Consider the following 23,481-nt stretch of genomic DNA (forward strand, 5'->3'; position numbering starts at 1 on the left):
TATAAAAGATTAAAATATGAAAATAAAAATTATAAATAATCAAAATGCAACTAAGACTGAAAAGGGAAACTTACTAGAACAACTTATGAAAAAGGTTCTAGAAGCACAAGATTATAATGTAATAGAAAACCTCAGAAGTACTGGTGTTGAACTTGATTTATATTGCAGCCATAATACAGATATAAATAAAAAAATATACGTTGAATGTAAAGCATACGATGAAAGTAAAAAAATTCAATGCGACATATTATGGAAACTTAAAGGAGTAGTATCTCATAAAGAATATAAAGAAGGGTGGCTTATTTCAACATCTGAATTAGGAAAAGAGGCTAAGGGTCTTAGAGAAGAATTCAACCAAAATAAAAATAACAATATTATTATATATGATATTAATGATTTAATAAGAAACCTTGTTAAATTAAAGGTAATTAGTGCTTATATTCCATTGCAAAAAATAAATAATAATGTTTTTGATTCTGATTCATACTTTTTATTAATAACTGAATATGGTTTTTTTTGGGTTGTAGAAATTAAAGAAAGTGGAAGTATTTATGACATATTAATTTTGAGTGCTCAAGATAATAGTTTTATTGATGATCGATCCCTCATAAACAAGCTTTTTAAGCTAGATTGGGGAAATTTAAAATACAATTTCAAAAAACAAATCGAACTAATTGAAAGTTTAGAGGTTGAGCCAAAATTTAAAACTGAACAAAACTCTAAGAAAAATAATAAATTCTTAACGTATTCACTCTGCGATGAATATTTAAAAAGCATAGATGATACGGGTTTCTTAATCATTCACCATAATAAAGAAGTAACATTGAAAGATATCTTTATATATCCAGACTTACAGTATATTGAGAACGATAAAAAATCTAAAATCAACTCATTTGATCTTATCAAAAAATATGATTTTTGTATGATTTTTGGAGATGATCTATCAGGTAAAACATCCTTAGCAAGAATGTTTCAGAAAAAGTTATCTGATACTAAAACAACTATATATTTAGACGCTAAGAGAATCACAACCAATAAAAAAACCTCCAATCAGAACCTTTTTAAAAAAGCTTTTAAAGAGCAATATGGTAAAGATAAAGTTATATCTGAAACTTTAAATACTAACATTTTAATAATAGATAATTTTGACGAGATTTCTATAAAGAAAAAGGAATATTTAATAAAATTTTTACATTCCTTATCAAGTTATGAATTAGAAAAAATTATTATTTTTTCTAATGAGTCTAAAGAGCTAGAAATTTTAAATGATCCAGAAATAAAATCAGCACTTAAAATGTTTCATTTTTTTAAAATTAAACAGCTTGGACATATTCTTAGAGACAAGGTTATTAGTAAGTGGATAAATTTTGGAGCAGAAGAAACGATAGGAGATAATGATTTTTTTGAAAAGAAGGATTATATAATTAATTCTTTAAATACTAGTATTAAGATAAGCTCAATTCCTACATACCCACTATATATTATTACTCTGTTATCTAGACTTGACACCAAACAAAAGCAAAATACAATAGCTGGAAGCAGTGCATATGCAGACTTTTTCCAGTATCTTATCATTCAATCACTAAACAATACATATAAGATAAAACCTAATGAACTTGACTTTTATAATACTTATTTATCGCATTTAGCTTACTTCTTCTTTTCTAAAAAAGAAAAATTTCTTGATAGTACAACTATCGAAAATTTTCATACTGAATATTCTAAAAATTATCATAAAGAAAGTTTTGATAAGTTATATAATAATCTTTTATTTTCAAAAATAATTAAATTAAACTGTGGAGAGTATAGCTTCAGTAAAACATATATATACAATTTTTATGTTGCAAAATACTTAGCTGATAATGTAGAAAGAAAAAATAAAAAGGACGAAGTCAAAAAACAATTAGACTCATTGATAAATAACATACATATTTCTGATAATGGGAATATTATATTATTTTTTATCCATCATTCTAAGGCAAGAGCTGAAAGTATAATAGATAAACTATTAAGTCAAGCAAAAAAATTATTTGAAGAAAATAGGCCAGCAAACCTATATCAAGAAGAGCTTAAAAATATTTATTCTGATACAATCAAAAAAGTTAAATTGGAACTTTTAGAAGATCACAAACCAAGTGAGTATAGAAATGCTATTAATTCTATAAATGATGACATTGATGAAGAAATTATAAACAATGAAATCAAAATGTCTCAAGACCATAGCAAAAGTATGAATGAATTAGATATGTTTGAGAAAACAAATTTATCCTTCAAACTAATTGAGATATTGACCCAAATAGCAAAAAGCTATTATGGATCACTTGAGAATACAGATAAAATAATGATAATAAAAGAATCTATTTTATTAGGTCTAAGAAACTTAACGTTTTTTATTGAAAGTATAGGTAACCATAAAGTATCACTAGTTAAAAAAATTGAAGAAAGTTTAAGCCAAGAGCAACTAAAAAACATAGAAGATAGCGAGATTATCCCCTCTATTATCGAAAAAATAATAAACCAATTAACTTATGATTTTATAATGATATTTTGCTTGTTTTTTACAGATAAAGTATCATCAAATATATCTTCAAAAAATCTTAATCATATTATAGATGACGTTGGTTTTGAGAGTAATTCAAAGTCATTAATCAAAATAGGAGCATTATTAAAATTTCCTAATAGTCTGAATAATAAAAATATAAAAATAATTAAATCTTTATATAGCTCTATGAAAAAAGATAACAACTTTATACCTACTGATATTCTAAGAATTATTGTTGCAGAATACCTATATAAATTTGAAACTGAATATTTAGAAAGGCAACAGATATGCAGTGCTCTCGAAATCGATGTAAAGCCAAGTAAGCTTTTACAGAATAATTCCTTAGAATAAGCTTTGAATAATACCATATTGGTACTAACAATTGAATAACAGATACAACTATAAACAATAATTTGAAATATACATTTCACAATTAGTTTGTTTATACTATCTGTATACCCTTTCATACCTTTTCAAACATCGCCAAAAAAATATCACTTAAACCAGAAAACTAGTAGAAGATCAAGGACAAGCAATATAACAAAGAAACTTTCAATACCGTTAAAACTATTCTAAATCATCTAATTATCAATATATTTGAACCTCCAATGATGATAAAAGTAATGAGTAGTTTTAGTAAGATGTAATTCCCTTCTTGAGAGGGGTGCGACTTGTCGCGGGGTGTGTTTGAAATAGTAAAAATCAATGTTTCTAGTAAGCCTTTAAAATACCACACTTCCGCTTTGCAAAGCAAGATACTCCTCTCGAGAGGAAAATTATTGATGGATAAAATGTCATTCTATGGCTCGGTCACTGAGCGGAGTCGAAGTGTGACCATAGAATCTATAAAAACTAAATAAACAATCATAAAATTTCATTCAAAAATAATTTCATAACTTAATCAAATCTTTACAAACCTACTTAAAAGGCATATTCTATTTGTGTCGGTCTTCAAAAACCGTCTAACGAGTAGTGTAAATAATATAGAAACTACATTTTTGTAGTGTAGGGATAGTTGTACCTAAAGCTTTCCTACATCTTATATTTTTTAACACTAGACAGCATAACTTGGTTAAACCTTTCGTTTAATCGGGTTGACTGTACCCATATAATACCTAGCAATAGGGAAAGGTGCAGTGCTGGAACTCGTTAGCCAGTTTTGAACAGCCCGATCCACTTTTTCAAAAAAACTACGAGGTTCATAACCATGTTATATAAACAAATCAATCTATCATCTAGCTACGCTAGTTGTCTGATAGATGATCCCAACTATGCTTTATCAATAGATACTTATATTATCCAAGAAGATAAACAAACTAGTTTGTTTATTGAGCTTGATAGTATATTTGAATATGTTGGTATCAAAGATATAAATAAAATAATTGATGAAATTAAAAAAGTTAAAACTGCCCTACTCTATACAGAAACCATCAATAACAAGACTAAAAACTTTGTCTATTATCAATACTTAAATCTAGTATTAGCACTAGTACACTTCTACCTTAGAAAAAATGGTAATGATACCAATAAACTCAAGGATGCTATTGGTGATTTGTACCAAAATATAATATTAGAATGGCATAAATATGACCCTGATTTAGTTAGTTCTCTTGGTATATTTTTTAGATAAAAATATACTAAATCATTCACAAATTCTTGATTAATTATTTATGAAGTTATATGTTAGAAGTATAACATAAACAAAATAAATACTTTCCAGCTTGTCTGGGCAATATCCAAATTCCCCTTTGAATTCTCAAGGGGTAGATTGTGTAGCAAAATGGGGGTTGTGTTTTGGAGAGGAATTATACATTGTTTAATGAAGTACCAAAAAAACTACTTAAAAATCCTATATATTGGGAATTATTTTTCTATACATCCGCTTCTCTTTTACTTATATTTTCTTATAGCCCTGATTTTTTTGAACTAAATATAGATATTCTAGGAGGGCTTTTTGGAGCGATCTTTATAATAATGGTTGCTGAAATTACTATAATTGAACTATCTTCTCATCATTATAAATACCTAAGCAAAATATTCTTACCACTTACTATTTTTTTAGTATCATGCCTATTTCTGCAAATAATATTTTTTTGGTTATCTATAGAAAAATTTAATTTAAATACTATTCATTCTTTTTGTTACGAAAATAGAAAACTTATTGTCTGCACTTTCTTTTCTTTGCGTATGTATTATTATTTATTTAATGACTTTAATAGTGCTGGAGATTACATATATAGAGAAAAAAAGAAGTTTGAAAAACTAATTAAATCACTTGATGAAATTAAAAATGCTATAGAAAAAAAGGACTAACAATTGAACCAATCAGATTATAAACAACAACTTGAAATACACATTTCACAACTAGTTTGTTTATACTATCTGTATGCCTTTTTTAAATATTTGAAATTCTTGTCTATTTGTAACTTCACGCTCAACAATCAAACAATCCGCCTGTTTGATATCAAATTTTCACAGGCTTTGGATAAGGGCATTTCTGGTAGTGCTTATATTGATGGTCAAGCCAGTGCTGGCGATGAGCTGGAGTTTAAGCTTGAGGATATCTCTTTTACAGCTATTGTTACAGCTGTTCGAGTTAGCCCTAATACTTCTGTAAATGCTACTAACCCTACTTATATTACTTTTGCTAGCCAAGAAAGCTTCTTAGCTGATGATAAATCTCTACTTAAATACCCTGATGGTAATATCAATGATGTCTTAGACAAAGTTCTTAAAGACCATGATATAACTGCAGACTTTCAAAGTGATAATGGTGTATTTCTTGATAATGTCCTACAGCATGGTAACTCTACTCTTGATAAGATTATTAGCCTATGTAATCAATATGGTATCGTCTTCTATAGAGATCTCAGAGATGACAATAAGCTTAAATTCTGTAATACATTTGGTGATAAAGATGTAATCAATGTAGATGTCCTTGATAAACAAAGGGCTACTATCGAAACTAAGCCTGTAGCATATATAACTGAAAACATTGTCGCTGATGATAATCACAACGTACTAGCACTAGGCTTTAATAGATATCAAGGGGATGGTGGCTATAAACAATTAGTTCCAGCTAAAAATGGTTTGATTCAATCGCCCTTTATTGGTACTACTTCTGATCTAACTAAGTTTTATGCTCAAAGTCTTTTTAATCATTTTGAAACTTATAAAAATATCCTTGCTCTAGATGGTGCTGGGATTCTAATTGTTGGTGATAAGATTCATGTTGATAGTAAAAAACTACCTATTGATACTAAAGATTGGTATATCGTTGAGTCTAATGTAAGTATTACAACTGATAGTGAGGGTTTTAACAAACTTGCTACTTGTCAGTACTCGGCTATTGCTGTAGCTGATGATGTCCAAAACTTAGCTACAGGTATACTAGATCAATATAAGCAAACTAAGTTTGTCAAAGAGGGTTTTGCTGTCAAAGGATATTCTGATGATACAGAAGATGCTACAACTTTAAATGATAATGGTAAATACCAATTATCTATCCCTGAGTATTACAAACAGATTGATGAAGATGAAGTTATCAATGATGTTGCTAAACTGCACTTCATCCATACTCCAGATCAAAAGCATAGCTTCCCTTTAGTACAAGAGTCCCCTACTCTAGTTATGGAGCTACAAGATCCAACTATACTAGGTACACGTAATACCGAAACTAGACCAGCACATAACAGAAAAGGTTATGAACAAGATTATAGATTAGCTGATAATAAACATAACTCGCTTAACTTTATCCATGCTGGAGCATTTAAGCATAATATCGCTAATCCTAAATCTACTAGCTCTGTTGTATTAGAATCTCAAAAGTATCGTGGTAGTAATAGATCTGCTGCATTACGATTAGGTGATGAAAGCTATCGTGATATTCATAAAGGTAAAAAACCTGGTATGTCGCTACAGTCTGAAGGTAACTTCTATGAGCTTCACCCTAACTACAAGGCTACTCTATATGGTAATAGAAATAATGTCGATGCCAAGTATCAAAGTATCTCACCTGTATATTCATTAGTTACTCAAAGGTTAAATTCTGATGATTATCCTTATCATTGGTTAGAGGGAATAAATGCTGATGAATATCATAAGCAAGTAGTTGCTGATAGTAGTAGTCTGACTACTCAAGTTAATAATAAAATAGCTACTGATGCTACTGCTACTAACCTTATCTATGATTATACTAATAAGATTACTCAAGATATCTATCTAAATACAGATCATGATTATAGTACTGATGATGAACATAAACTTGAGTACAATGAAGTTACTAAAGATATATCTGTAGAAGGTCAAATAACTGCTGAATCTCAAGCTAAAGAGATAAAGCTAACATCTAATGAAACTACAAACACCCTACACCATACGCAGAAAAACATTAATGTAGATGGTGATGTTAATTTCAATGAAGTAGAGCTAGAGCAAAATATCGCCCAAGAGATGAATTTAGTTGGTGGTGAGATTGTTATTACAGCTAATAAGCTTGTTAATAATGTCCCTGATGGTATCAAGATCACAACGCAAAAATCTATCTTTGATGCTGAGCAGATTATGTCACATGGGATGTATAATATAGTCAATGGTGATGGTAATGTCGATGAGGATGAGGAATCTAATGAAGTTATTAGAATCTATATAGTTGATAAATACTGTACAGATGAAAAAGTTGATAACGAAGATGACAAGATCCTTAATGATAAAGCTAAGATTGTTAAGTATGTTAAAGAAGATTCTGCTTTAACTGACTTGTTAGAAATAGACTATATCAAAGACGCTAAGTACTTTGAGAAAGGTAGTGATGAAGGTAAGTATATCCCTGCGGAGTTTAAGCGTGATGATAAATACTTCGAGATGAAGCTACCAAAGGATGTAGAGATTGAAGCTATTTGTCTAGAGTTAAATACTTTAAATATTTCAAATAATAAATTCCAAAGTTTGATAGTTGGGCTAAATGGTGAAAAAGTTGAAGATGTTGTAGATGACTTCAAACACCACCAAAACACAATATCACTGAAACCAGAAAACTGGCAAAAGATCAAAGACAAGCAAGATAACACAGAAACTATCAACACAGTTGAAACTACTATCAATCATTTAGTTATCAATGTCTTTGAACCTCCGATGATGATTAATCTTAGAGAGGATTATTATTTTGATTATTACAAAACTAAGATAAATTACTATGTAATAATGCAACAGCTCACCAAAATATCAGTAAATGATGACTATATTCAAAGTATTGATTTAGCTGGTTATGATAGGCTATATTCTTGGCAAAAACAGGAACTTAAAACTTGTATTGATGGATACAATAAACTTAAAGCTAAATACGCCCCTCTTGCTCAATACTATGCTGATGTTTCGTATGAAAATGAATCTCATATAGTAGATGATAATTTCTGGCAAAAGCATCTTGTAAGCTTAGCAAAAAGCCAAAACAAACTACTTAAAAGACAAAAACCAGGTACAGATATCAAGCCAAACCTTACAATAGCAATACATGGCTATAATGTTGGTGTTAAAGAAAAAGTAGGAAATAAAGAGTTAGGCTATCCTCAAGCTCTAGAATATATGGATAGTCAATATTCAGTTGCTGAAAATAAACTAATGAATGATACTGACTGGTATAACTTAGGAGCTTATTTTAAAGACAATATTCAAGAAATGCCTAACCAAAAAGCCAGTATCTTGCCTTTTGATAGTGATAAACAATCTCTCGAATACAATACTGATTATGAAAACACTGCTGGCGGAGCTTGTAAGTGGAACTTACATTTAGAGTATTCCCTAAACAAAGCTGCTGGTTGGGATGAGAAATCTTTAGAAGACTATAACCGTATAGTACAAGTGGCTTGGCAAGGTGATCCTAAAGCTCCGTATGACTATAGTGCTGCTATTGCTATGAGTGAGTTTGCTGGGGAGAAATTAGCTGAAGTAATTGATTATCTAAAACAAAATGGTGTCAAAGTTAATATTATGGCACACTCTCTAGGTAATGCTGTAATTATGAATACCCTAAAAAATGTTAGCCAGCCAGTAGATCAAGCTCTATGTTGGGAGCCTGCTATTGCTAATGATAGTTTGAGTAACTCAAATAGAGATGAAGCTGTACAAACTATTGCTAACACTTATATCAAATACAAACCTGATGGCACTATTGAGTTAGCGGATACTACACAACAGTATAACGTCAGCTATAACTATGCCAAAGCAGCTGACAATGCTAAGAAGTTTACAATAGCATATAGTAACCTTGATGAGATGCTTGGACCTATTCCAAATATCCCTAGTCTATTTAAGAAAGATGAAATAGCTAATATGAGCTACTCTGAAGCTGTAAATAGAATACTAACTCATGTGATAGTTAGTATTGGTAGTTACTACTTTAATACTGGTAGGATTGGAACTAGCTTTGCTGATACTACTTATAAACTAATACCAAATATCTTGGCTGGAAATGTTAATTATGATAAATACCCAGAGGCTAAAGCTATTCATCAGAAGATAGATGATAAGGCAGCTGGGGTACTCTTTGGGACTATTGGGGCTATATCGTATGCACTAGATAGTTTTGTAGCTCAGACAACAACTACAAACACAACTGGTGGCTTTGAGTCTATTTATCAGATTGCCAATAAATTTATTTATCCAGCTAGTTATTTTGTACAAGGAAATCTTGATAAGAAGTATCAGGCCTTTTATAACAAGTGGTTAAAGGTATATCCTGATAATGCTCCTAAGCTGGCTATTAATGATTTAGATTCATACGATGTAAATACATATCAAAACCTAAGTTTAAGACATAAGCTAGCTGAGAACTACAAACAAGTAAATTCAAGTACAGACAAAGATACTTTGTATGATATTGCTAGTGATGTAATTGATAGATTGTATGATTGGACACATGGAGGCAATCTAAACTTACCGCAACAAGTGTGGGATGGCTTAGAGGAGTCTTTATCTAATATCTTCAATCAAAACCCAATCACTACAGTTTGGGATACTGGAATGAGTTTCGTAGGTCCAGCTATAAACTTACCGGGTAATGCTACTAAGAGTTTGGCTAGTTGGTTAGCTGGCTCTAGTATGAGATCTGGAATCAAAAACATCAAAGATAACAAAGAAGAGCTACTAGCTGTAGTCTTTACGGTATTGATGCAACCTAATTCAAAAGTAGCTCCAGCTATGGGGTATAGTGGCGTTGATGATGATACTTTAGAAAGACTAGGTGTTCAAGGTGGTAAACTATTGCAGACACCACAAGAAATTAATACTCTAGAATTGCCTGAGTCAACTAGAAATAACTACCCTTGTTACTATATGGATGGTGAAGATAGAGTAACAACAACTTATGATAAGTTGACAAATGTACAAAAGCAAACAGCTAAATCAATGCTTTGTGTAGATCATTCGGCTATGTTGTTCCCTACCGATGACTTTATGAATTATATTTATAAAGGACAACTATTTGGTGATCCTGATTTAGGCTTAGGTTTCTTTGGCGATTATGATATGGACAAAGCTAGGGCTAATAACAAACAATATAATCAAGGATAAATATGAGTATTTTTAAAAAAATAATTTGTATATTAGGATTATCTACCTCTACAAGTTTAGTATTTGCTGTACCAACCGCATTATCAGTATCAACTGATGGCGAATACGCTGTTAGCTCAAATAATGATGGTAATGTTTATTTATATAACTTAAATAAAAAAACTATCAAAAAAATAAATTATAAAACGGTTAATGTATTTAGTGCTAACTTTATTAATGATACTCACGATTTTATTTACCAAACTTTTGATGATAATGTTGTACATATCATAGATGCTGATAATCTAAAAACTATCAAATCTTTTACAGGACAAAAAAATAGTGTCATGCAGACTGTAAATAAAGATTTGAATACTTATGCTTTTGCCACACGAGGTGGCAATATGAATATTGCTAAAATAAAAGATAATAAGTTAGGAAGTACATACTCGTATGGTAATCAGTTTATGGCTATGAGTTCAAATTTAGTACCTACTTTTTATAAAAACAAACTAGTAACTGCTACAGGAAATGGCTCATTATTAATATTTAATATCAATGAGATATTTAAAAAAGCTAACAAAAATAATCCTAAAAATCAAATTGATATCCATAAGAACTCTGGCTCTGTTATGAGTGCCATAGATCCGAATGGTAAGTTTGTTTATACAGTTGACTCAATGGGTAAAGGAGTTAAATATAACTTAGTAGATAATTCAAATATTAAGTATGGAATGCTAAAGAGATACATCAAGAATAATGTTCCTAAAAATACTACAAATGCTATAACCAACTTTAAATACATCGATAATAATCAAGTCATAGCAACATACAAAGGGATTAAGCAACCATACTTATGGCTTAGTCTATACAACATAAGTGACTTTAAACAATGGGAGAGTTCAAAAGGACATTCTGATTGGACACAATACTATATAACACCGATAGCAAGCTTACCATTAGTAGATAATCCCAAGGATTATTTAGATGGTAACTACATAACTGGTGCAGATGCTAAACCATATCCTAGCACTAGTGGTTATAACACAACATTTGATACTTCTGTAGAAGCTCATAAACTAGTTATGGCACAAGCTAATGGTAATGGTATTATGGTGTATAACTATAATCCTAGTGATGAAAGCTTAAAGCTTGATTGGGTAGCAGAGCCGCCAAAGGCTGAAGAGAAAAAAGAAGAAAGTAAGGGTTGGTTTGGATGGTAAGTGACTTTAAACTGTCTGAGCAAAGCGAGTTTTTAAAGTCACAAGCAGTTTTGCATACTTTTTCTGCATTGAAAAAAGTATGTCGTTATAGCTTACGTAGTAAGCAACGAAACTCTTTTAAAAATAAACTTTTCCAAACACCGCAAGAAGTTGACACAATGAGCTTGCCTGAATCTAGTCGTGGTGATTACCCTTGTTACTATATGGATGGCGAAGATAAAGTAACTACAACTTATGATAAATTGACAAATGTACAAAAGCAAACTGCCAAATCAATGCTATGTGTAGATCATTCGGCTATGCTGTTCCCTAAACCAATGTTTATGGATCATGTATTTAAAGGTTTATTATTTGGTAAATATTTTGGAGGTGCTTTTGACTTCTTTGGTCAGTATGACATAGAAAAAGCTAAAAATGATAATGCTGATGTATCTATAAACGATCAGCCAACAACTAATAATGAGGGAACTTATTAATGAAAAAAGTATTAGTCTTTTTGAGCTTATTTGTAGTTTTTTCTTTTGCGGTATCTCAACAAGTTAGTCTATCAGTTTCTGATGATGGTAATTATGCTATATCAGTTGATGATTCAGGAAGTGCTTATTTATGGAACTTAGAAAATAACACATCTAAAAGTTTAGGTGATAACTATAATGCGAGATCTGCTTATTTTGTGCCAAATAGTGATAACTATTTATTACAAAATAGTAAAACTAAGGAAGTAACTGTTTTTGATAGCAATCAAAAAGTTATTAAAAAATTCACTCCTGAATTTATAGCTGACAATCAAGCTATAAATTCAAACTTAACAACTTGGGTAGGCTCTCTACCATGGGGAGATTCTTACCAATATGATTTAATAACTGGTAAAAAGAAACAAATATATGTTTCTTGGAGTTATACAAAAAGTGAGCATAGCCCATACTGGAGAGGAAACCCATATAAAGGTGGATTACCAAATGGTTATGTAATAAATAATCAATTTAACTTTGCTAATAATAATACATTAATAATGACAGCTGATAACATAATGATTATTTATTATGCAAAAGAACATAAATGGAAGCTTATAAACAAAAATGTAAATAGAACAATGAGTGCCATAGATCCTAACGGTAAGTTTGTTTATACAGCTGACAATGGATTAGCTGGTATAAAATATAATTTAGAAACAAATGAAATATCTAATATAGCTCTTTACTATCCAGATGATAATTTAAAAAATATTTCTTATATACAACCAACAGAAAATGCTAAAAAGAAATTTTTATATAATGGACTTACTAATTTTAAGTTTATAGATAAAAACAAAATCATAGTTACTTTTAAAGGTGTCAACCAACCATACTTATGGGCTTTTACTTTCGATACTACAAAACTCGATTGGAGTAATAATACTAAATGGAAAAGACCTGTATTTTTCTCTAAAAATTATCTACCCCTAGTAGATAACCCAATGGATTATATAATTGGTAACTACACAACTGGTGCAGATGCTAAACCATACCCTAGCACTACTGGTTATAACACTACTTTTGATACTTCTATAGAAGCTCATAAACTAGTTATGGCTCAAGCTAATGGTAATGGAATTATGGTTTATAACTATAATCCAAGTGATGAGAGCTTAAAACTTGATTGGGTCGGTGAACCACCAAAAGCAGAAGAGCAAAAAAAAGAAAGTAAAGGATGGTTTTGGTAGTTTAAAAGTACTACCCCGAGCTACTGCGTAGCCCACCTCTTCGACACTCGAAGGGGAATTTGCCAATACAATGTTGGTGGGTAAAACTAAATAAGCAAACAATCATAAAATTTCATTCAAAATAATTTCATAACTTAATCAAATCTTTACAAAATCACTTAAAAGGCATATTCTATTTATGTCGGTCTTAGAAAGCCGTCCAACGAGTGGTGCGATGTAGGTAAAAACTACATCTTTTGAGTATAGGGATAGCTGTATCTATAGCTATCCTGAATTCACGTACCCAAACACCAGACAGCATAACTTGGTTAAACCTTTCGTTTAATCGGGTTGACTGTACCCATAAAATACCTAGCAATAGGGAAAGGTACAGTGCTGGAACTCGTTGGCCAGTTTCTAACAGCCCGATCTACTTTAGAAAAAACGACGAGGGAATAATCATGTTATATAAGCAAATTGATCTATCAACTAGCTACGCTAGTTGTCTGATAGATGATCCCAACTATGCTTTATCAATAGATACTTATATTATCCAAGAAGATAAACAAACTAGTTTGTTTATTGAGCTTGATAGTATTTTCAAATATGTTGGCATCAAAGATGTAGATATTGTAATTGATGAAATCAAAAAGGTTAAAACTGCCCTACTCTATACAGAAACTATCAGTAACCAAACTAAAAACTTTGTTTACTATCAACATCTAAATCCAGTATTAGCATTAGTACACTTCTACCTTAGAAAAAATGGTAATGATACCAACAAACTCAAGGATGCTATTGGTAATTTGTATCACAATATAATACTAGAATGGCATAAATATGATCCTGATTTAGTTGATTCTCTTGGTTTATTTTTTAGATAAAAATATACTAAATCATTCACAAATTCTTGATTAATTATTTATGGAGTTATATGTTAGAAGTATAACATAAACAAAATAAACACTTTCCAGCTTGTCTGGGCAATAAAATTCCCCTTCAAATGTTGAAGGGGTGGCAGTCGTTAGACTGACGGGGTAGTACTTTAAAAGACCACACCTCCCCTTGCAAGCAAGGTACTCCTCTCGAGAGGAGAATGTACCAATAGAATGTTGATGGATATAAAAAAAATGATTATTATAATTATTCTAAATAGTCTTTTAGGCATAATAGCTATAACTATTATTTGCTACATTTTGATAAATATATATTTCAAAATAAAATATTCAGCACAAAAAAAGGGTTTTAAAAAACTTACACCTGAAGAAAAAAGGCGTTTACTTTATAACAAAATATCTAATTTCTGCAGAATTATATATAAAGTAATAACCCCAAATAAAAAAGCCCATATTTTTTTTAGAAAAACACTTATAAATATGAAAGATTTCTTTACAACTCTAAAAAGTATTGTTGGGATATCAGCTTTTGCATTTATCTCTGGTGCACTATATATACATATAATTACTAGCTACTATGGAATAAATGATTTCATCAATATATCAGTAACAGATTATATTTTATATTTTGCTCAAATGTTTTTTTACAGTTATAACGATAACCTAATTGATTATAAAATAATATTGCTTGTCGGATACTTTTTTTTCTTCATCTTTTATTTCTCTGCTTCATATGTAGTATTAAGTACAAAAAGGGGAGCTCTTTCTTTTAAGTTTATAATCTATTTCTTTTTCTTTTTATGCTTGATTGGTATTATTTCTTATTCACAAATTAAAATTAATGAGAATCTAAAAAACGATATAGAAAAAAGTATTAAAACACATAACGACTACGAATTTATCCTTCGGGATAATAATTTCCTATATTTTCAAGACCTTAAAAAGGCAAGCATAGCGGTAGTTCCAATAGTAGCAAAAGCTTCTACTGATGAAGAGTTAGAAAATTCTATAACCATATTAAAACCATATCCCGAACACATTAAAAAACCTATCTGTTCATTTATTAAAAATAATAATGATCTAGAAATATTTAAAAAAGATTCAAAATACCATAAAGAAGTTAAAGAAGCTTATTGCGGAAAAGAAAACTCAAAGGAAAAGGACTAACCATTGAACCAATCAGATAACCATAAACAACAACTTGAAATACACATTTCACAACTAGCTTGTTTATACTATCTGTATACCCTTTCACACCTTTTCAAACACCACCAAAACACAATATCACTTAAACCAGAAAACTGGCAAAAGATCAAAGATAAGCAAGATAACACAGAAACTATCAATACTGTTGAAACTACTATCAATCATTTAGTTATCAATGTCTTTGAACCTCCAATGATGATTAATCTTAGAGAGGATTATTATTTTGCATATTATAAACATCATATTCAAAGGTTAGTTAGAAAGAACTTCAAAACTGATGCTGATTATATAGGCTTTATAGGTGGTAAAACACTTGACCAGCTAGACACTGGTGAATTAGATAACATCAAGCAATCTGATAAATTAAAGATTGAAAGCTATCAGCAAGAATATTCTAAGCTGATTCAAAGATATAAAGCCCTACTACCTTTCTTTGATGATCCTAAAGAATTTAAGCCACAAATATTCTATACTGCTTTAAATGATGGCTGGAGTGAATTTACTTGGGATGATTATCTTATCGCTCTTGCAAAAAGTCAGCATAAGCTACTTACAAGACAAGAGCCAGGTACTGATATTAAACCTAACCTGACTTTCTTTATTCATGGCTATAATGTCCCTGTTGAACAAAAGGGAGATAAAGCAGGTAGCTTTGTTGGTTACCCTCAAGCTTTAGAGTATGCCGATAGTCAATACGATGTCACTTCAAATAAAGTTATTTATGACTATGATTGGTATGATCCAAGATATTGGTACAAGGATAATATCCTTAAAATGAAAGATCAAAAAGCTAGTATCTTGCCTACTGATGAAGATAGTATTCAATATAATGAAGAAAGAAACCCTACTGATGGAGCTAGTGGCTGGAATCTAATTATGGAGGCTAGTTTAAACAAGGCTGCTGATTGGGATGAGAAAGATCTTAATAAATATAACCGTATTGTTCAGGTAGCTTGGCAAGGTAACCCTGCTAGTGATGCTGATTATATTGCGGCTGTGCCTATGAGTGAATTTGCTGGTGAGCAGTTGGCTCAGCTAGTAGATAAACTTCAAGGTGAAGGTATCGAAGTTAATATTATGGCGCACTCTTTAGGTAATGCTGTAATTATGAATACTTTAAAAAATGTTGGACAACCTATCAATAGAGCTATTTGTTGGGAACCTGCTATTGCTAATAACTGCTTTGATAATGATGATAGTAATACTAAACGCGTACAGAAGTTTGGTAATAAATACATTGAAATAAAACATGTAGAAAAAAATGGAAAAGATAGCCTAAACGCTGAATTAGTTAGCTATAACCAAAACTACAATATCAGCTACAACTATGCAGCAGCTAAAGATAAAGCTGAGAAGTTCACAATAGCATATAGTAACTGTGATAATATTCTCGGTCCTGTTCCGTATGTGCCGAATCTATTTGATAAGAATGAAGATATCTCTAAACTAACTAATGCAGATATTGCAAATAGATTAGCTCCGTATGTTATTAACAGTATGTATGTTGGTATACTTGGTACTATCAATGATAAGTTAGGTACTGATATTCGAGCTTTGGGTAATAGTGGTGATATCGTACGTCAGATCAGTAGCTTAAAGACGAATGATAAAAGTGCTGGTGCTGCCTTTGGTATTATAAGTACTATGGTGTATGCACTAGAGAGCTTAGCTGATAATGCTCTGGGACAAGATTATAAAGTACTTAATTCTATATACTCATTAGCAAATAGATTTGTTTATCCATTTAACTATTTCTTAGAGGGAAATATTGAGAAGCGATTTAATGATTTCTATAAGCAATGGGCAGCTCAGTATGACAACTTCTATTATAATAATAAGGATTGGGATATATCTGCTGATTGGGAAGAGCAAAGAGACAACTTAATAGATGCGATGGCAAAAGGTAGTAATACCAATAATAATATTTATACAGTCTTTGAAAGATTGATTGATTATGTCTACTCTTTTGCCGGTGGTTATACTTATAAAGATATGCCAAAGAATATCCTTGATAATACTTTAGAGACTGTAAACGGTATCTACAATGTTGGTAGTAATCTAACCAAAACAATGGCTGATACTGTTACACTTGACTTTGAAAATGCTCAAAAACAGCTAACTGAGTCGTTTTGGAATAGTTTGGGTGTTGGCTTTAGTGCTAGTAGTATTGTTTCTGGTCCTGTTATTAAAGAAGTATCTTCAAGTATTAAGAGCTACTTTGCTGGTAATAAGACTGTGATTGATGAGCTACATAAGCATAAGAAACTAGTGGTAACTACTATGCTAACTGTATTACTTACTAAAGAAGCTAGACCTGCTGATGCGTTGGGGTATGATGGAGCTAGTAAAAAAATCGTTGATGAAATGGGCGGTAAGCTATCACAAACAGATCAGTCGATTGAAACAGCTAAATTAGATGATAAAGCTAAATATAAATATCCTTGCCTATATATAGATGAAAACAATGACCCGCAACTTGTAACATATAGTCAATTACTAAAGTTACCAGAAGCATTGCAAGTTACATCAAAGTCACTACTATGTGTAGACCATTCAGCCATGAAAATACCATCAAAGGAAATGATGGATTATGTTTATAAAGGTTATCTACTTAGTGGTGGTGACGGTAGTTTGAAATACTTTGGGAATTATAAAATAGGGTAATAATTATGAACTTAAAAAAAGTAATTTGTACAGTTTTACCTTTAGCTTTTGCATCACAAGCTTTTTCATTGGTAACTGTTTTATCAATGTCTAATGATGGCAAATATGTAGTTACAGATGGATTTGATAAAGGTGTAGCACTCTATAACATCAATAAGAAGACATCTGAAATAGTTGGTGAAAAAATCAATCATTTCAGTCCTAACTTTATTGATGGAACAGATAACTTCATATATCAAGATAAGCAAAATAAAGTTTATGTAGTAAATGCCAATACTAAAAAAGTTATTAAAAGCTTTCAAGGTGTACCTGACACATTCCATGAAAGCTTAAATAAAGATATGACTGTATATGCTTATACTTCTAAAGATAGTGGTATAAATATTGCTAAAGTAGTTGATGGTAAGCTTGAAGATATTTACTCGTACGGCGATAAATATATGGATATGCAACTTAATACATTACCTAAATTTTATGATAATAAAGTCATTGCTACTACAAGTAAAGATAGTCTTTTAATATTTGATTTAGATAAAGTATTTAAAGATGATAAATACACACCAATAAAAATAAGTAAAAATTCTGGTGCGACTATGAATGCCATATCGCCTGATGGCAAATATATATATACAGCAGACAAACAGTTTGGCGGTATAAAATATGATATTGCAACCAATCAAGTAGTACAAAAAATGTACTATTCTCCTGAATATATAGATAATGTTTCATATCATAAGATAGGTTATAATAATGGTGATTTCTTTAATAAAGTGGTTAACTTTAAGTTTATTGATAATGATAAAGTAATAATGACCTTTGCAGGTGTCAATCAGTCATATTTATGGGCTGCTTTATTTGATATCAATAAATATAAAAAGAAAAATAAGACAACAGATACAATTGAATCAATTAAGTATTTACCACTAACAAAAGACCCTCTTAAATTTATTACAGGTGATTATAAAGATAACACTGATCCAGTACCTCTTGAAGATGGCTATAACACTAGAATGGCTACTTCTGTAGAAGCTCATAAACTAGTATTACCTAAAGGTAATGGTGGTAATGGTATTATGGTTTATAACTATAATCCTAGTGATGAAAGCTTAAAGCTTGATTGGGTAGTTGACCAGCCTAAGCCTGAGAGTAAGGGTTGGTTTTGGTAGTAAGTTGTCATACTACGGCTTGACCGTAGTATCCATTGCAAAGCTTGCTTTGCTTTTATAAGTACTACCCCGAGCTACTGCGTAGCCCACCCCTTCGACACTCGAAGGGGAATGTAGCAAATAATAATTTATACAAAAAAAGAGAGTTTAAAATGGATATTATTCAAATAACATCAGGAACTAGCTCATCAACGCCTACATTTGTAGCTGTTGCAGCATTAATAATATCAATAATTACAATATTCATGACACGTAATAATATTTCATTTAAAATAAGATCAGAGCTTGCATTAAACAATAGACAAGCTTGGATAAATGAATATCGAAAAAAAACATCTAAACTTATTATGCTTGCTGACGTTATGTCATGCTACTCTTGCGATAATGATAAAATAAATAATTTTAAAGAGCTTAGTTTAACAATGTATTCACTGATGTTAATGCTAAATAAAAAAGATAATTCTGAATTATATGAGCTAATTGAGGAAGTTGCTCAAAAAGCTGAGAATTTACAATCAATTGGAAAATTCCAATCATCTGAAGGTTTTAACAAAATGATAGAAATCAGTAGCGAACTAGTTAATAATAGAAAAAAATTATTTGATTTAACTCATAAGATGCTCAAAAACGAATGGAAAAGAATAAAAAAAGAAGCTGGTTTAAAGGATAATGATTATTCAAAAAGTCAATGCTGCTTTAAAAATATATTTTAAAAAAAAGAATGACCCATTTGAAAAAAATACTAGTAAGTATAAATACAAAATATTTTAATAGGATGAAAGACATATATTGCTATAAAGAAACTAAAAAGGACTAACCATTGACCCAATCAGACAGATATAAACAACAACTTGAAATACACATTTCACAACTAGTTTGTTTATACTATCTGTGTACCCTTTCACACCTTTTCAAACATCACCAAAACACAATATCACTTAAACCAGAAAACTGGCAAAAGATCAAAGATAAGCAAGATAACACAGAAACTATCAACACAGTTGAAACTACTATCAATCATCTAGTTATCAATGTATTTGAACCTCCGATGATGATTAATCTTAGAGAGGATTATTATTTTGCGTACTATAAACATCATATTCAAAGGTTAGTTAGAAAGAACTTCAAAACTGATGCTGATTATATAGGCTTTATAGGTAGTAAAACACTTGACCAGCTAGACACTGGTGAATTAGATAACATCAAGCAGTCTGATAAATTAAAGATTGAAAGCTATCAGCAAGAATATTCTAAGCTGATTCAATTTAACAACTCTCCTAAATTGGCAAGATAAATCAAACATTCATCAAACACTTTGACCATAGCTCCATTTACTTTTTATTAAAACATCTACTCAAAATAATAACTAAAAACCAATCTAAGCGCTAACTTATTATCATTTAGGTTAAAAGTTTTTTAAAAAACATTTTTGCCAAAGTGTGATAATTGCTATACTAAAATTATTAATACTAGTTTTCTACGTTGGAAAAAATTTAATGGCTACTCCGTTAACAATTGAATTATTTAATGAATCTATCAATTTAGATTTACAAATCAATGATTTAACTTTCAAATCAGCTATCAATCAACCTTTTGAAGTTTCACTAAGATGTGGTGTAGTTGTTGATGATACTCTTATTGAGAAACTTAATGGATTTACAGATCTTACTCTTAGTATCAATGGCGATTATGGTAATCCAACATTTGAACTTGAATTACAATCTTTTGATATTGAGTACCAACCTAGCACAGATATCCAAACATTAGAACTTGTACTAACTGATAGATATTCTAAATTTAGAAAACTACAACGCAAAGGTATCTTCTATGGGCATAACCTTAATGATATCTGGCTTAGCTTTTATGATGGATTTAAAAATCGCCTAAATAGAAAAATATCTGAGCACCTATATTTTGATAACAATCAAGATAAATACCCTACTCACCCTATATATGTACAATATAACGAAACTCATTGGGATTTCTTAACACGAAGCTTACTAGAGCATGGTGTTAATTATAACTTCTTCGCTTCCAAAGATGGCTTTGATTTTGTTATGTATAATACCAATGACGATATTTCTAACTTTGTACAAAGTGATGATACTGATCTATTTGAAGATCTATATCATTACAACCTTAAACTAGATGCAAATATCAAAGCTAAAGATGATGTGGTTCTTGGTTATGATATAGTTCCTGAGAAAAACGGCTATATTCTAAATACTGATATTCAAGATTTTTATAGTGCTTATATCAATAATCATCAACAGCCAGATATTCATCCGAAAATATTTATCAAAAAAATAAACTATATTCATCACAATCCATATACTCCAGAAGAGTATTTGATAAGTAGTACTAATTTAGAAAGCAAATTTGGTATTACAAAAGATGTTAAATCTAAATTTAACACCTTAACAAAATCTCAGCTTGATGAGGCTCTAGCTAATGATGTTAATGTATTAAATAGCTTAGATGCTGAACAGCTTACTGCTCATATTAATGATATATTCTTATTAGCTGGAGCTAGATTAGATATCTCTGGTGATAATAAACTCAAATCTAGGGAGCACCTAGTAACTGCTAGTATAGTTAATATCAAAGCAAGCAAATCTTCTGATAAAGTTATAGGAGCTACACCAAAGAAAGACTATATTGTCACAACTACACTACTTAGCCAAGATACACATATTGACTACCATGAGTACCCTGCTGAGCAACCAAAGATTAACAGCTTAGTTGGTGTATTCCCATACCTTGCAGAAGCTAGTACTGCTCATGATGTTGTTGATCCTGATGATATCGGTAATGTACGTGTTAAATTTCCGCTAGATTATGAAGTCTGCCCAAATAATGATAAAGACGATCGCTACTATGTACCGAGAGTTTCTGACTATGGTGATAAAAACTCAAGCCATAGTGTCCAGTTATATAGAGAAAGTGAATTAAACATCATCTTTATTGATGGTAACCCAAACAAGCCGATTATCTATGGAGCATTATCACATGGTGGGACATCTAAGCAGTCAATGCAAGATCATCACAATAGACATGTCAAAGAATGGCAACAAGGCTCAGCTATGGGTTATTCATCGGATGCTAATGGTACTAACGATATTTATATCAAATCTACACACAACTCTGGTGTAGCTTGGGTAGCTCAGAGCAATCATGGCTCAGACAATGAGCTTAACCTAGATCAGCTCTTTGCAAGTACTTCAAATAGAAGTGATACAGCTACTGGAGAATATCAACATTTCTACGGCTTTGATGACGATACAAACTTCTCAGCTAATCATCATAAATCTATCAAGCCAAAAACTGTGGTGGAGGATGTGCTAAAAAATCCAAAACAAGAAAATCTACATTGTGCAGTTCCTGTAGAAAATAGTGTATTTAAAACTTACAAATTGAACAAAGAAGAAAAGCAAAAAGTACAACAGGAAGCAAAAGAAGAGGAAGCAAAGCTAGTTAAAGGACATCCCACAATTAAGCTTAATCTGTTTAAAAAAGATGTAGTAATAGTACCAAGCCAAGTAGCCACATATCTTGTAACTGGTAAGATATCTCTTGAGGGAGATATCTCAGTAACAGATACTGATGAAAAGAACATTATGAAAAATGTTGATTTTACAGCAGATAAAAAGAATAATTTTAAAGTTTCTGCTAGCCAAGAGCTAGCTAATGGTTTAGCTGATATTCATGTTGAGGGATTTGATGTTGATAGCTCTACAGGTAGTTTAAGTTTAAAATCTAGCTTAGGTGTTTATGATTTAACCATAGATAAGTCAGAGACATTGCCTGACGGCACGATTGTAATTACTGGTAGTATTTCATCTAATAATGAAACTATAGATAAGACTTATAAGGGCTATCAATTTGATGGTAAGTTAAACTTAGGTTTTGAAATATTTTTAAAACAACAAAAATGGTATGAAAGATTAGCGAAAGCAGCATTATATGCTTTTGTAAAAAATTATTATTGGCAGTACTTTATGACTCCAGAAGAATTGGCTACAATACTACTGACAGGGATAACAACGGTTGTAGCTCCTGAATTATTACCTATAATGGGAGCTATGGGTGCCACTGCAATAGCTATAGAAAATTAAAATTAATGGATATAAATATGTCTAAAAAACTAAAAATAATTTCTAAAATATTAATTACATTATACATAGTTTCAATTATGCTAAGTATATCTCCTATTTATAAAATGCTTACTTTCTATGGATTTATAGGAACAGTTTTAAGTTCTGCTTTTTTATATATAATTGTTATGTTTGTTTTATGTTTTTTCCTCTATAAGAAAAACATAAAAGCTATTTTTGTTTCTTTTGTAAGTAGTTTATTTATATTGCTTACTTCTACTATCTTTTTTAATCCTGATTATGGAATAATAGGTTCATTAAAATTAGTTTTTGTTAGATTGGTAAATGGACACTTACAGATGTTTGCAATGAGTTTTTTAGCATGGTTAATTCCAATAGTAGCAGGTATAGGAGTTGTTTTTTATTTTATAGATCAAAATAGAAATAGCTCAAAAAACTAG

The 23,481-nt window shown here is 30.7% G+C and carries 15 protein-coding genes; all 15 read left to right on the forward strand.

What is annotated here, in order from left to right; genetic code table 11:
* Positions 1-16: 16 nt before the first annotated feature.
* The 15 genes from QI37_RS01390 to QI37_RS01460 all read left to right on the forward strand — a co-directional run bounded on the left by QI37_RS01390 (position 17) and on the right by QI37_RS01460 (position 23,481).
* Positions 17-2,893 carry a restriction endonuclease gene (locus QI37_RS01390; protein WP_040007871.1) on the forward strand — a complete coding sequence of 959 codons (2,877 nt, stop codon included), beginning with the start codon at positions 17-19 and terminating at the stop codon, positions 2,891-2,893.
* A gap of 856 nt (positions 2,894-3,749) precedes the next feature.
* Complete coding sequence (locus QI37_RS01395; protein ID WP_040007873.1) at positions 3,750-4,172, forward strand: hypothetical protein; 423 nt, start codon at positions 3,750-3,752, stop codon at positions 4,170-4,172.
* Positions 4,173-4,354: 182 nt separating this feature from the next.
* Complete coding sequence (locus QI37_RS01400; protein ID WP_040007876.1) at positions 4,355-4,855, forward strand: hypothetical protein; 501 nt, start codon at positions 4,355-4,357, stop codon at positions 4,853-4,855.
* Between the two features lie 3 nt (positions 4,856-4,858).
* Entirely contained in the window at positions 4,859-10,111 is a 5,253-nt protein-coding gene (locus tag QI37_RS01405) for an alpha/beta hydrolase (RefSeq protein ID WP_144242685.1), read from the forward strand.
* A gap of 2 nt (positions 10,112-10,113) precedes the next feature.
* Positions 10,114-11,313 (forward strand): WD40 repeat domain-containing protein, encoded by a 1,200-nt coding sequence (locus QI37_RS01410; protein ID WP_040007882.1) that lies wholly within the window; start codon positions 10,114-10,116, stop codon positions 11,311-11,313.
* Positions 11,307-11,789 carry a hypothetical protein gene (locus QI37_RS01415; RefSeq protein WP_040007884.1) on the forward strand — a complete coding sequence of 161 codons (483 nt, stop codon included), beginning with the start codon at positions 11,307-11,309 and terminating at the stop codon, positions 11,787-11,789. The genes QI37_RS01410 and QI37_RS01415 overlap by 7 nt, the downstream gene beginning before the upstream one ends.
* Positions 11,789-13,015, forward strand: a complete 1,227-nt coding sequence (locus QI37_RS01420) for a hypothetical protein (protein WP_040007886.1) — start codon at positions 11,789-11,791, stop codon at positions 13,013-13,015. The genes QI37_RS01415 and QI37_RS01420 overlap by 1 nt, the downstream gene beginning before the upstream one ends.
* 440 nt (positions 13,016-13,455) lie before the next feature.
* Positions 13,456-13,878: a hypothetical protein gene (locus QI37_RS01425; protein WP_040007889.1), complete on the forward strand. Its 423-nt coding sequence runs from the start codon at positions 13,456-13,458 to the stop codon at positions 13,876-13,878.
* A gap of 492 nt (positions 13,879-14,370) precedes the next feature.
* Entirely contained in the window at positions 14,371-15,057 is a 687-nt protein-coding gene (locus tag QI37_RS01430; RefSeq protein ID WP_144242686.1) for a hypothetical protein, read from the forward strand.
* 3 nt (positions 15,058-15,060) lie between these two features.
* Entirely contained in the window at positions 15,061-17,760 is a 2,700-nt protein-coding gene (locus QI37_RS01435; RefSeq protein ID WP_040007894.1) for an alpha/beta hydrolase family protein, read from the forward strand.
* A gap of 5 nt (positions 17,761-17,765) precedes the next feature.
* Entirely contained in the window at positions 17,766-18,926 is a 1,161-nt protein-coding gene (locus tag QI37_RS01440) for a WD40 repeat domain-containing protein (RefSeq protein ID WP_040007898.1), read from the forward strand.
* A gap of 152 nt (positions 18,927-19,078) precedes the next feature.
* Entirely contained in the window at positions 19,079-19,639 is a 561-nt protein-coding gene (locus QI37_RS01445) for a hypothetical protein (protein ID WP_040007901.1), read from the forward strand.
* Between the two features lie 107 nt (positions 19,640-19,746).
* Positions 19,747-20,220 (forward strand): hypothetical protein, encoded by a 474-nt coding sequence (locus tag QI37_RS01450; protein WP_040007902.1) that lies wholly within the window; start codon positions 19,747-19,749, stop codon positions 20,218-20,220.
* 202 nt (positions 20,221-20,422) lie between these two features.
* Positions 20,423-23,041, forward strand: a complete 2,619-nt coding sequence (locus tag QI37_RS01455; RefSeq protein ID WP_040007903.1) for a hypothetical protein — start codon at positions 20,423-20,425, stop codon at positions 23,039-23,041.
* A 17-nt stretch (positions 23,042-23,058) separates the two neighbouring features.
* Entirely contained in the window at positions 23,059-23,481 is a 423-nt protein-coding gene (locus QI37_RS01460) for a hypothetical protein (protein WP_040007905.1), read from the forward strand.

The sequence above is a fragment of the Candidatus Francisella endociliophora genome, assembly GCF_000764555.1.
Lineage (GTDB): Bacteria > Pseudomonadota > Gammaproteobacteria > Francisellales > Francisellaceae > Francisella > Francisella endociliophora.